11 protein-coding genes are annotated in these 11,920 nt (G+C 37.7%); 7 read left to right on the top strand and 4 right to left on the bottom strand.

Annotated features, from left to right (window positions below; all coding sequences use genetic code 11):
- Positions 1-1,000: glycine--tRNA ligase (locus ACKI5B_RS01175; RefSeq protein WP_407425121.1), on the top strand; the 1,000-nt coding region annotated here is incomplete at its 5' end.
- Positions 1,000-1,764: an aldo/keto reductase gene (locus ACKI5B_RS01170; protein ID WP_407425120.1), complete on the top strand. Its 765-nt coding sequence runs from the start codon at positions 1,000-1,002 to the stop codon at positions 1,762-1,764. The genes ACKI5B_RS01175 and ACKI5B_RS01170, both read left to right, overlap by 1 nt.
- 6 nt (positions 1,765-1,770) lie before the next feature.
- On the opposite strand, the gene ACKI5B_RS01165 is transcribed toward ACKI5B_RS01170, so the two are convergent.
- A complete protein-coding gene (locus ACKI5B_RS01165; RefSeq protein ID WP_407425119.1) occupies positions 1,771-3,012 on the bottom strand; it encodes an HD-GYP domain-containing protein in 1,242 nt (413 codons plus the stop codon).
- Position 3,013: 1 nt separating this feature from the next.
- Between ACKI5B_RS01165 and ACKI5B_RS01160 the strand changes: the two genes are divergently transcribed.
- Positions 3,014-3,271 carry a hypothetical protein gene (locus tag ACKI5B_RS01160; protein WP_407425118.1) on the top strand — a complete coding sequence of 86 codons (258 nt, stop codon included), beginning with the start codon at positions 3,014-3,016 and terminating at the stop codon, positions 3,269-3,271.
- 36 nt (positions 3,272-3,307) lie between these two features.
- Here ACKI5B_RS01160 and ACKI5B_RS01155 read toward each other — a convergent pair whose 3' ends face one another.
- From ACKI5B_RS01155 to lepB, 3 genes are read right to left on the bottom strand one after another with little or no spacing between them, the layout of a single operon-like run.
- Positions 3,308-5,083 (bottom strand): motility associated factor glycosyltransferase family protein, encoded by a 1,776-nt coding sequence (locus ACKI5B_RS01155; protein WP_407425117.1) that lies wholly within the window; start codon positions 5,081-5,083, stop codon positions 3,308-3,310.
- Positions 5,084-5,126: 43 nt separating this feature from the next.
- Positions 5,127-7,004 (bottom strand): penicillin-binding protein, encoded by a 1,878-nt coding sequence (locus tag ACKI5B_RS01150; RefSeq protein ID WP_407425116.1) that lies wholly within the window; start codon positions 7,002-7,004, stop codon positions 5,127-5,129.
- Positions 6,995-7,531, bottom strand: coding sequence for a signal peptidase I (gene lepB, locus ACKI5B_RS01145; protein WP_407425115.1), 537 nt, complete (start codon positions 7,529-7,531; stop codon positions 6,995-6,997). Before lepB ends, ACKI5B_RS01150 begins: the two co-directional genes overlap by 10 nt.
- Before the next feature lie 61 nt (positions 7,532-7,592).
- Here lepB and ACKI5B_RS01140 point away from each other — a divergent pair, with 61 nt between their 5' ends.
- From ACKI5B_RS01140 to ACKI5B_RS01125, 4 genes are all read left to right on the top strand, one after another.
- The gene (locus ACKI5B_RS01140) at positions 7,593-9,044 is read left to right on the top strand and encodes a D-alanyl-D-alanine carboxypeptidase family protein (RefSeq protein WP_407425114.1); all 1,452 of its coding nucleotides are present in this window, start codon (positions 7,593-7,595) and stop codon (positions 9,042-9,044) included.
- A gap of 23 nt (positions 9,045-9,067) precedes the next feature.
- A complete protein-coding gene (gene murB / locus ACKI5B_RS01135) occupies positions 9,068-10,006 on the top strand; it encodes a UDP-N-acetylmuramate dehydrogenase (RefSeq protein WP_407425113.1) in 939 nt (312 codons plus the stop codon).
- A 66-nt stretch (positions 10,007-10,072) separates the two neighbouring features.
- A complete protein-coding gene (locus ACKI5B_RS01130; RefSeq protein ID WP_407425112.1) occupies positions 10,073-11,269 on the top strand; it encodes a Crp/Fnr family transcriptional regulator in 1,197 nt (398 codons plus the stop codon).
- 3 nt (positions 11,270-11,272) lie between these two features.
- Positions 11,273-11,800, top strand: coding sequence for a hypothetical protein (locus ACKI5B_RS01125; protein ID WP_407425111.1), 528 nt, complete (start codon positions 11,273-11,275; stop codon positions 11,798-11,800).
- The last annotated feature ends 120 nt before the right edge of the window (positions 11,801-11,920 follow it).

Raw genomic sequence — 11,920 nt, 5'->3', positions numbered from 1 at the left:
CAACCTTATGTTCAAAACATATCAGGGACCAATCGCAGACGAAAGCCACCTCATCTACCTGCGCCCGGAAACCTGTCAGGGTATTTTCACTGACTTCAAGAGCATTGTTCAGTCAAACCGCATGAAGGTTCCATTCGGTGTTGCTCAGGTCGGTAAATCATTCCGAAACGAAATCATCTTCAAGAACTTCATTTTCCGTACCTGCGAATTTGAGCAGATGGAAATGGAATATTTCTGTAAACCGGGCACTGAAGACGAAACCTTCGAGCGCTGGAGAAAAGACCGCTGGAATTTCTATCTCAAATACGGTATTTCTGAAAAGAACTTAAAGTGGCATCACCACGACAAGCTTGCTCACTACGCAAAAGACGCTTACGACGTAACATACAACTTCCCGATTGGCTTTGAAGAGGTTGAGGGTATCCACAGCCGTACTGACTTCGATTTGAGCCAGCATCAGGAATATTCTAAAAAGGACATGAGCTACATCGATCAGGAAGACGGAAACAAAAAGTTCATTCCTTACGTAATCGAAACTTCTGCAGGTCTTAACCGCAACTTCCTCATGTTCCTCTGTGAAGCTTACGAAGAAGAAAATGTCGGAAAAGACGGAAAAGATGATTACCGCACAGTTTTGCATCTTCATCCGAAATTAGCTCCAATCACAGTTGCAGTTCTTCCTTTGATGAAAAAAGACGGACTTGCAGAAAAAGCAAAGGAAATCCAGCATGCCCTCAAAGAAGATTTCGTAACTGACTATGATTTGAGCGGCACTGTCGGAAAACGCTACCGCCGTCAGGATGAAGTCGGAACTCCGTTCTGCGTTACTGTTGATTACGATACAATCAACGAAAAGAACGATGACGGTTCAGTAAACAATAACTTCGGCACAGTTACAGTCCGATTCCGCGACAGCATGGCCCAGGAGCGCGTAAAAATCGAAGACCTTCACGCATTCCTCACGGCTGCCATTAAAAACTACAAACCTGTAGAACGATAATGGAATATGTAGCATTGGGTAAATCTAATCTTCTCGTCTCTCGCACGGCTTTTGGTGCCCAGGCACTCGAAAAAATTAGTGACCCCGATGAGGCATTTCAGATGGTTCGTATGGCTTACGAAGATGGTGTAAACTTTTTTGACACTTCAACCCGTGCTCCTGAAAGTGAACGCCGTCTTGGTTCAGCAATTTCTGATGTGCGTGAGAATGTAATTATCGCCACAAAAAGTTCTCCACGAAATGGTGGAGAACTTGCAATTGATGTGGATGTAAGTCTCCGGACGCTGGGAACAAGTTATATTGATTTATATCAGCTGGAAAATCCGGAAGTGCTTCCAAAAATCAATGACGGAAGTGAAATCCTTGAAAAGCTGATTGAATTGAAATCTTCGGGCGTAATCAGGCATTTTGGCATAGTTAGTGAATCAGCTGATATAGCAGAGCGTGTTTTGTATTCTGATGCAGGCTGGGAGACGATACAGTTTCCTTTCAACATGCTCTGTACAAATGAAATTGAAAATCTTACCCGCCGCTTTTATGAAAAGGACATTGGTTTTATTGCGATGCGCCCCTTGTGCGGTGGCGTTCTCACAAATCTACCGCTTGCGCTTGGCTATTTTTTACCTTTTGAAAATGTAGTGCCGTTGTGGGGAGCCAGAAATCTGGATGAACTGCAGCAGATTCTGTACTTTACAAAAAATCCACCCCGGCTGGATGAAGAATTCCGTACTGAAGCGGAACGAATCAGAGCTTTCTTTAATTAACAGAAATTATTTTAAATAAGCCAGTAAACCTTTCAGTTCTTCTTTATTAAGAACTCTGGCAATTCTGTATTTTTCTGTATCTGTCATTATTACTTTTGGTTTTCCAAGTTCATTTTTTTCGGTTATAAGTTCGACAATTGGAAGCCTTGGATCATTTGGATTGCTTTCTGTTACCTGTGCAACCTTTCCATTTGCCAGATAGACATAGCTTCCTATAGGAAATAATGAGACAGCAGAAACCAGAGCTTTAATCACAGTATCATCGTACTGTTTATTTTCATTTTTAAGCATTTCTAGTGTTGCTTCGAATGTTGTTCTTGCTTCTTTATACTGTCGTGGAGCTGTAATTGCTTCATAACTGCAGGCTACTGAAAGAATCTTTCCGTATGCAGAAATTTTGTTTCCCGTAAGTTTTCTTGGATAGCCCTGTCCGTTTTCTCTTTCATGATGTTCAAGTACACCAAGCTGAATTGAAAGAGGAAAGTTGCTTTCTTTTAAAATGTTAAATCCTAAAACTGTGTGGGTTGCAAGCAAATTTCTTGCCTGTGGCAGAAGAGGTCTGTCTGTCAGGTATAACTGTGGGGGAAGTTTTATCTGACCGATTTCATGAATCAGTGCTGCAATTCCAAGTTCAATAATTTTAGGAACCGGCATATTGATTTGCAATGCAATTATTATTGAATATATAGTTGTACGTAAGCAGTGACTTATCAGAAAATTTTTGTCGGTCCGGCTGGTTTCTGACGGCTGAATTCTGAGTATAAATTTTTTATTTGCGCGTATAAACTCAATTAATAATCTTATAGAATCAGAGAGTTCATTTTGTTTTAATTCGGTATGAGTTACATATCTTGTAAAGACAGCCTGAGTATATTTTATAAATTCATTATAAACTTCAGTTACATCTTCCATTCTGTCTTTGTTTGGAAAATTTTTTATATTGGAATTTGCTTTTTCAATTACTGTTTTTAATGATGAATTAAGTTCAGAAGATTTTGAGCCAAATTCATTATTTAGTTCATCTAAATCTAAATCAACAGACTCAAAATTCTGCCTGGTCTGAACTGGTTCTTCAATTTTTGCTTCTCCATCGCTGAAAACTTCTTTGAATCCCCATTCGATGAGACGGTTCTGGAGCTGACGGGAAAATGGAATATTACTGTCAAGAACTACAAATTGCTTATCGAGAACAACCCGGCTTGAGAAGCGTTTACCCTCATTTAATTCTGATACTTGAAAAGAAACCATTATGAAATCTCCATTCATATTATCGGCACAAATTCTGAAAATCTTTAAAGAATGGCAAAATGAAATAAAAAAAGACAAAAAGCCTTACACGCTCTTTGTCTTTCAAAATCATGGAGACCGAAAAATGTTACCCGGCCTGCATTTCACAGCTACAAGACGAGTTCATTTGAACAATACAGGGTGTCTGGATGTTCTGCCTGAAAAAAAGGCACATCCTGTACTGCACGGTACATTATTAATTTCGGAACAATTTCTGTAAGACTTTAGGAAAATCTGAAGGTTATCAGAAAGTTTTTTATAAATATTTCTGGTAAAATTTTATACCGTCTGCTAATTCCTGATAAACTGTTCGGGACTTCAAAAGTGATGATTTTATTTCATCCGTGACTGGGGGAAGAGTTTTGAGTAATCTGTTAAGAATTTTTTCTGTTGGATAAACAAGCGAGAGAATTTCTGAAAACTCAGAATTTTTTATCTGAAAATCAATATTTTTTAATTCGAAAAGAGATTTTTGCGGGGTTTGAGATTTTAGTCCATTTTCAGCTGTTTCAATTCCACTTTTTATAATTTTATCAAGCTGTTTTAGTCCAGCTTTGAGATTTTCTACAGCCTGATAATAATCTTTTGAAACAGAATTTTGTGAATGTTTTTTTGTTTCTTTAAGAAAATGCTCTTTAATTTTAGATTTTTCACACTGCTCAAGAAATTCCTGAAGTGTTTTTGTTTCGAAGCCAGGGATTCTTAGTGATTTTGATGAAAGTGAGTAAGATTTCACCGAATTTTTATATTCTTCCTGTTTGCTTTCAAACCACCAGGCAAACATTTTCATTTTTGTATCAGTTAAGATTTTTGTACCGTCATATGCTTCTGCCTGCTGTATATCTGCTCCAAATAGAATTTTTGACCCCAAAACTTCCGCTGTATTTAATCTGTTTGAAAATGTATGGATATTTTCTTCAAATGATGAGCCTTTTATATGTGTCTGGAATTCAGGAAATCCTAAATCAAGGCCTGCACAGAAAATCTTTTTTGCTCCGATAAAGCGGGCTGTTTCCCATGCAGTCGTTGAAACTGAACCTCCGGCGACTAATTCTCCTTTGCTGCCTGTTATGGACTCAATGTATTTTCCGATTGGAAAAAGTGAAGAAATTAAAATTATTTTTCTGCAGTTAAACCTGAAAACTGCCGGATAAGCGGCACTTTCGGTAATCAGTATACTTGAAGGGGAAGAAAGTCCGGCAATGTGACGATATGCATAATACTGCGGGTCTGTTAAAACGATGAAATCTGGTTCAACTTTTGTCTTTAAAACTGCTCTCAAAGCAGTGTCAACACAAATTAAAACGGCGTGTTTTTTAATTTTATCAAGGTATGGTAAAACTTCCTGCAGTGTAGGACCTGCTGCCAGTACTACACAGGGAACGTCAGCCGGGCATTTATCTTTAAAAACAGAAATACCGTCTAATTCTGAAAGATAGTGAAGATTCCTGCATGAATTTCTTATCCAGAGCTTTGAGAATTTTTCGAGAGTGGATTCATTTAGTTCGATTTTGCGTTTATTCCGTTCAATTAGCAGATGAAGAGCGGAATAATAATCTGCAGAATGTGCGGACTGTGCTAAATTTTCTGAAATGGCAGTGTGTTTTAATCCGCTTGTATTTTCAATAAGCGGTATAACAAAATCAATCCCTGCTCCTAGCGCTATGATGCAGCTTTTATGTGAAAAAATATCACTCCAGTCAACAAGAGAAAGAGCGGTAAAAAAATATCTCGGGTCACTTTCGATTATTATGATTGTATCTTCAGGGTAATGCTTTGCATAAGAAATGGCAGTGTATCCAAGACCGGCTGAAAAAAAAGCACAGCCGTGACATTCTGTATCTTTTAAGGAGTTCTTTGCAGAAACGGCTGCCTGTTCTGCTTCTCTAAGCGGATTATAAAATGAGTGCAGAAATTTTCCGCCGTCTTTTGCCGTTACAGCACCCTGCTTTGAAAGTAATATTTCAAGTGGAGCAAGAAAATCCGGCGGAAGCCCTTCAGGAATATCACTTTCTTTTTCTAATGAGAACATTTTTGCCAGTTCAGGAAAGCGAGCAATAAAGGAAATTAAATTTTTATTCCAGATAGAGTTCAATTTCCATATTCTCCGAAAGCGGTGTGCCGGCAGGCGGGTTTTGTGACTGAACATAACCATCGCCGTTAATTTTTATGCGGATATTCTGATATTCAAGAAGTGGTAAAAGCTGTCTTTTTGAAACCCCTGTAAAATCAGGAACTGTTTCTTCAAGAATTATAGGTTTAGGCCCGGAAATTGAAACTAAACCGGAGTGAGCAAGACTTGAAGCATTTTCGCGGCTCATACCTAAATGATCAACGATTGTATCTGCTGCTTTTCCGATAACAGGGGCTACAATTCTTCCTGCGTATTGTTCACCTTTTGCTTTTTCGATAACAATGTAGAGAATTATCTCTGGGTTTTCAATTGGAAAAATTGCCATACAGTTAGATACATAGTCGGTTTTTGAGTAGGCACCTGTTGCAGGGTCTGCCATTTGAGCAGTTCCTGTTTTGATACCCATCGAAATACCTTTGATTTTACCCCTTGTACCTGTACCGCTTGTCGCAACTGTTTCCATGCAGTCAAGAATATAGTCAGTTGTATTTTTTTTGAAAACTCTGTCTTTTAATACAGGTTTATGAATAAATTCTTCATGACCTTCATAATCAGTAACTTTGCTTACAAATGTGAGCTGAACAGGTACACCGCCATTTGCAATTGCTGTTGCGGCCTGAACCATTTGCAGTGCGCTTACGGTAATTTCCTGCCCGATAGCAATTGTAGGTTTAGATCGTGCAGACCAGAATCTGTCATTTGGATTTCTGACTAAGCCGGCTGTTTCGCCAGAGAGTTCGGTTCCCGGCTTTTCCCCAAATCCCAGTGCATGTAGTTTTAACAGAAAAGGTTCAGAATCAATTTTTTCACTCATTTGAGCAAGAGCATCGTTACAGGAAAATTTGAGTGCTTCACGGGCTGTTTCCCAGCCATGGTGATCAAGACATGTGATTCTGATTCTTTCTCCGGACTGAACCCGTTTTTCATAAATTCCATCGCAAAGAAAAATATCTTTTGCAGTAATTGAATTAGTGTCTAAAAAAGCCGCAACGGAGAAAATTTTAAAAACGGAACCCGGTTCATAACTGTCTGTTGCCGGTTTGCTTTTTAATTCGGTTTTTGAAGCACTTGAAAAATCATTCAGATTTGCAGATGGAAGACTGATGTAGGAAAGAATTTCGCCGGTTTTTGCTTCTGCGGCAATCAGCATCATAGATTCTGCCTGTGTTGTTATCATTGCTTCGTTTGCAATTTTTTCAAGATTTGACTGTAAATTTGCATCGATTGTCAGATATATTGTTTTCCCCTGTACAGGAATTTCATCATCTTTCTGAGGCGGAAAAAGTGTTGACTCCATGGAATATTCAATGCCGGCCAGGCCCTGACCTTTGTAGCCGACAAAACCAATCAGTTGAGAAGCCAGTTCGTTTTCCGGATATACACGCCCTGAAAGTTTGTCAAATTTTACAGCAGCAGAAAATCCATTGTGAGCACACACTTTACGCAGTTCTTCATAAGTGTCGGCATCAATTTTTTTCTTAAGGTAAATAAAAGCTGCATTTTCTGATTTTTCAAGTGTTGCAAGAATTGAAGCGTCTGATTCATTAATTATTGGAGAAATAATTTTTGAAAATAACGATTTATTTTTAATTGTCTGAGGGGAAACGCCGAAATCATAAAAACTTGTCGGAACCGCCAGTGCTTTTCCGTTTCTGTCCAGTATGGAGCCGCGCTGAATTTCGGATTTTTCAATAAATGATGCTGACGGTTCTGTAAAGGCGAAAATTCCGTATTCAATAATCACATAGCCTGAAAAGAGTATTGCGGCAATAATCAAAAAAATTAATGGAGCTTTTTTTATGTGATTATTCATTTGCATAAAACTTTTCCCAAAATATTTCGTTCCGGCACAAAACCGTAAGTCCGTGAGTCTACCGAAACAGAATAATTATCTCCGACGGCAAGAATATAACCTTCTGGAACAGCACTGGAATCTTTTAGATTCAGATACTGATTTTCCGAAAGAGTTATTGTTTGATTTCCGGTCATCAGAAAATAATTATAGTCATTATCAGTGGAATATTCCAGCAAATCTCCGCTAATTGCCAAACATCTTTTTACGACTATTTTGTTATTATACAGGTAAATGACAATATCTCCACGTTTTGGTTTATTCCACTGGACAAGAAGGGTTTCTCCATAAGGTTTTACCAGTCCGTATTTTAATTTGTTTACAAAAATATGTTCTCCGTTATTTATTGCGGGAGTCATGGAATCGCCTGAAACTGTAAGAATTTCAAAGATGAATAATTTAATTAAAAGACCGGCTAAAAGCCCGATACAGATTATCAGGTAGAGAAATTTATTAGAATTTTCTTTTTTTTCATAAAATAGAAATTTTTTCACAGCTTTTACTTTATCATTTTTATGCTTTTGAAAAAAGCCTGTTTTTGCTATACTTTCATTTATGGAAAACTACGATGTAACTGAAGACTTTATTAATAAACCTTCTTCAGATGAACAAAAAAAGCTTTCTGCTTTTTCAAAACATTTTATTCTTTTCTGCGTTTCTCTGCTTGTACTTGCTGTCCTTTTTATTTCTTTACTTTCCTATTCGGCAGATTTTAAAAATCCGCAGAATATAAAGCCGCTTTCACCCCAGCAGTCAGATGAACTTGCTTCCATGCTGGATTCTCTTTATTCAGAGCAGCGTACTTCAATCTTACATGAACTTCCTTATGCTGTTACAAAAGCAAATCTTGATGTGTGGGCTGGTTCTGCAATTTTGATTGATGCTTCAAACGGCTGCGTTCTTTTTGAAAAAAATGCTGATGAAGTAATACCGCCTGCTTCAATTGCAAAATTATTTGTTATGTATATTGTTTTTAAGGATGTAGCTGCCGGAAAGATTTCACTTGATGATGTCGTTACTCTGCCTGAACGAAGCTGGGCTGTTAATCTTCCTTCTGATGCTTCACTTATGTTTTTAGGGCAGGGGCAGATAGTGACTTTGCGTGAGTTATTAAAGGGATTAGCCGTAGCTTCAGGAAACGATGCAGCATTGGCTGTTGCAGATTACATTTCCGGAAGTACACAGGCTTTTGTTGAGCGGATGAATGAAGAATGCAGAGTCCTTGGTCTTAATAAAACACATTTTGTTGAACCAAGCGGCTACGATGAGAATAATTTGACAACTTCCCGTGAACTTGCAGCTTTCTGCAGGGAATATATATCAAAATTCCCGCAGGCTGTTGAAGAGTTTCATTCAGCACCAAGTATAAAATATCCTCTTGAAAAAAACCTTCCGTCCTGGCAAAAAAAATCCGGTGACCAGAAAGCAGTTTATCAGAAAAATACAAATCCTCTTTTAGGTGTTCTGGAAGGCTGTGATGGAATTAAGACCGGTTTTATTTATGAAAGCCGTTATAATCTTGCCCTTACCGCTAAACGTAACGGAGTAAGATTTATCTCAGTTACAATGAAAGGAAGCGGAACGGGAACAAAGCAGGGAAATGCAGGCCGTGTTCATGATGGAACTGAAATGATGGAGTGGGCTTTCCAGAGTTTTGCCGATTATAATCCTGAAGCAGAACTTCCTTCTTCGTTTAGTGTTGCATCTCTTGCTTCTAAAAAAACTAACGGAAAATTCGTAAATCTTATTCCTGCCTGGAAAAATACAATTACAGTACCTCATATCATTGGAGAAACAGCCTTAGATGATGCCAAAAATGTCAAAATTACAGTGAATATTCCAAAATTTCTTTATGGAGAAGTACAGGCCGGAAAGCAATACGGTCAGATTCAATATAAGCTCGGAGATGCTACCCTTGAAACAGTACCTCTTGTGGCTGACAGAACATATGAAAAGGCCGGTTTATTTATTACGGTACTTGATACACTGATAAGCAAAGGAATGTGATTTTAAAGGTCAGCCATAAAAAAATGAAAGATAATACAGAACCGTTTAAGATTTTTACTCACAATAAGTCATTTTCTGGAAGCATAAAGGAAAATGAATCTCTTTCCATTCACACAACTATGAATGTCGGCGGAAAAGCCGGTTTGTTTTTAGAACCGGAAGATACAGAAAGCCTTGTTTTTGCTGTAAAAACCTTAACAGAAAATAAAATGCCTTTTTTTATTCTTGGAGGCGGTTCTAATGTAATCATAAGCAGTTACGGACTTGATACTGTAATATCTACCAGAAAAATAAATAAAATTTCTTCTGATTCTTCTGAAAGAATAAAAATCGAATGCGGAGCTTCATGGGGTTCTGTAATTTCCTTCTGCAAAAACCATAATTATGGCGGTTTTGAAGCTTTTACGGGGCTAAGCGGAACCTGCGGCGGTGCTTTATACATGAATGCAACATGTTTTAATCTCAGCGCCTGTGACAATCTCGTTTCTGCTGAGTATTTTGATATGCAGGATATGCAGCTTCACATCTATGAAAAAAAATCTTCTGACTGGGGATATAAAAAATCGCCGTTTCAGTGTTCAGATTATCATCAGATATCACAGTTAAAAATTATTCTTTCGGCTGTTTTTTGTATTCATAACGGTTTTGATTCAGCATTTTCAGAAAAATGCCTTGCTTTTAGAAAAGAAAAAGGACATTTTCGTTCACCCAGTGCCGGATCTGTTTTTAAAAATGATGCAGATAAAGGAATAATTGCCGGAAAATTAATTGATGAATGCGGATTAAAAGGCTTGTCTTCAGGAGGTGCTCAAATTGCACCATGGCACGGGAATTTTATTATTAATCCTGAAAGAAAAGCTTCTGCAGAAGATATTAAAAATTTAGTTGAAAAAATTAAAAAGATTGTCCTTGAGAAAAAAGAAATTCTTCTTGAAAATGAAATTATTTTTGTCGAAAAATAAGTAAAGACATCTTTTAGATTATGCGTTATAATTTTTAAAAAGCGATTTTCAGGGCGGAAGTTAAAAGTGCTGCAGTTATCATTTGTAAACTTTAGAAAAGATAATTATATTCTTGTTGAAGGAAAAGAAGATTTTGAACTTTTTTACATTATCCAGAGCGGTCATGTAAAACTTTCTTCTGCCACTTCTAAAAGTCAGCCAACTGTGCTGGGGCCGGGTGACTTCATCGGAGTTATCGCCTGTATGTCGCAGCATCCTCAAATGGAAACCTGCGTTGCAATGTCTGACGTTGTCTGTATTGTTGTACGCCGCGATCAATACATTGAATTAATCGAAAAAAATACTCCTGTTGCAATGAAGATTATCCGCACATTTGCCCAGCGAATGCGTCTTCTCAATGAAACTCTTATGCAGCAGACCCTTTCTAATGCTCCTTCAGAAAATTTTGTACAGATGTTTAATGTTGCAGAATATTTTGACGGACAGCAGCAGTTTGATATAGCTTTTTTTGCTTATTATCAGTATTTAAAAGTTCAGAAGGATGGACCTTTAGCACAAAAAGCCCTCAAACGAATTGCTGTTTTACAAAAAAGAACACACGCTGTTTACATCGAACCGAGTCAGGATATGCTGCGAAGTTATCCTGCTAATACAATGATTTTCTCTGAGTCACAGTCTGGTGCTGATATGTTTGTAATTCAGTCTGGCTCAGTAAAAATTTCTAAAATTGTTGACGGCACCGAAGTTACACTTGCTGTTCTTAAAAAGGGTGATATGTTCGGGGAAATGGCCTTGCTGGAAAACAAACCTCGTTCTGCTTCTGCAATTGCAAAAGAAGACTGCATGCTTATGACAATCAACAAATCAAACTTTGAGCAGATGGTTTCAAGTCAGCCGCAGTTGATTGCACGGTTAACAAATACCCTTGCAGAACGCCTGTGGTCAATGCACCGTCAGCTTGCAAATACACTGCTTTCGGGAAATCATCTTGCAAAAATGACAGATATGCTTGCCCTTCAGGTAGAAAAAAACCGTATTGTAATCTCAAAAAATACTCAGTATCAGACAAATCTTACTGTAGAAGATCTCGCAACAATGTGCGGTTTTACAAAAGATGAACAGGCCCGTGCTATATATGATTTTACACACAGCCCGCTTATTAAGCTCGAAAAAGGTAAAATCTTTATACCGGACTGCCTCGAACTTCTTAAACAGGCTGCTTTTTACCGGAAGCAGGTAGCAAAAGCAAACGGAACTTTATAAATTATGAGAAATATAATTTCCTTTGCCGCAGTTTTTTTTATAAATTTTCTTGCTTTTTCACTTCCAAACGGATATTCAGCTGCAAAACTGGGTATGTCTGTAGATTCATTAAAAGAAGCCCTTAAAAAAGATCATCAGTTTGGTTATCGGGGAGACAGGGATGTTTCTCTTTCTCCTTCCGACGGTCAGTTTATAATCGAAACGGACGCTACTCAGTCAGGTTATTCTTTTTTGGAGCGGTGCTGGTTTCAGTTTGCAGATGAAAAACTTTACATAATCACATTAAATCTTGACCGCAGTAAAATTGACCATTATTCCATTTTTTCAAAATTATGTGAGAAATACGGCAATCCTGATGAACTTTCACCCAAAAAATCTGTCTGGAAAGACGGAAACGTTATTATGTCCCTTGAAAAACCTTTGACTTTAAAATATGTTGATGCAAAAGTTTTTGACAGCAAAAAAGATTCGTCAAATGTTCAAAAAACAACCGCGGAAAATGCCCGTGATGAATTCCTTGATTCGCTGTAGTATGAAAAAAGTATCTTTTTTATTTTTATTTATTTTTCTTATTCTTGTTTCTTCCTCATGTTCTTCAAAATCAAAACTGCCTGTAAAAAAACTGATACTTGTTAATTCTGAAGGAAAGGA

The sequence above is a fragment of the Treponema sp. genome (assembly GCF_045657965.1).
Classification (GTDB): Bacteria; Spirochaetota; Spirochaetia; order Treponematales; family Treponemataceae; genus Treponema_D.
Note: the sequence above shows the minus strand (reverse complement) of the source record. Positions and strands in the feature narration are given on the sequence as shown.

Coding starts and splice junctions, on each gene's coding strand:
- ACKI5B_RS01140 (WP_407425114.1), top strand. CDS start 7,593: ATGGAAAACTACGATGTAACTGAAGACTTTATTAATAAACCTTCTTCA.
- ACKI5B_RS01170 (WP_407425120.1), top strand. CDS start 1,000: ATGGAATATGTAGCATTGGGTAAATCTAATCTTCTCGTCTCTCGCACG.
- murB (WP_407425113.1), top strand. CDS start 9,068: ATGAAAGATAATACAGAACCGTTTAAGATTTTTACTCACAATAAGTCA.
- ACKI5B_RS01165 (WP_407425119.1), bottom strand. CDS start 3,012: ATGGTTTCTTTTCAAGTATCAGAATTAAATGAGGGTAAACGCTTCTCA.
- ACKI5B_RS01150 (WP_407425116.1), bottom strand. CDS start 7,004: ATGCAAATGAATAATCACATAAAAAAAGCTCCATTAATTTTTTTGATT.
- ACKI5B_RS01155 (WP_407425117.1), bottom strand. CDS start 5,083: ATGTTCTCATTAGAAAAAGAAAGTGATATTCCTGAAGGGCTTCCGCCG.
- ACKI5B_RS01125 (WP_407425111.1), top strand. CDS start 11,273: ATGAGAAATATAATTTCCTTTGCCGCAGTTTTTTTTATAAATTTTCTT.
- ACKI5B_RS01160 (WP_407425118.1), top strand. CDS start 3,014: ATGAAATCTCCATTCATATTATCGGCACAAATTCTGAAAATCTTTAAA.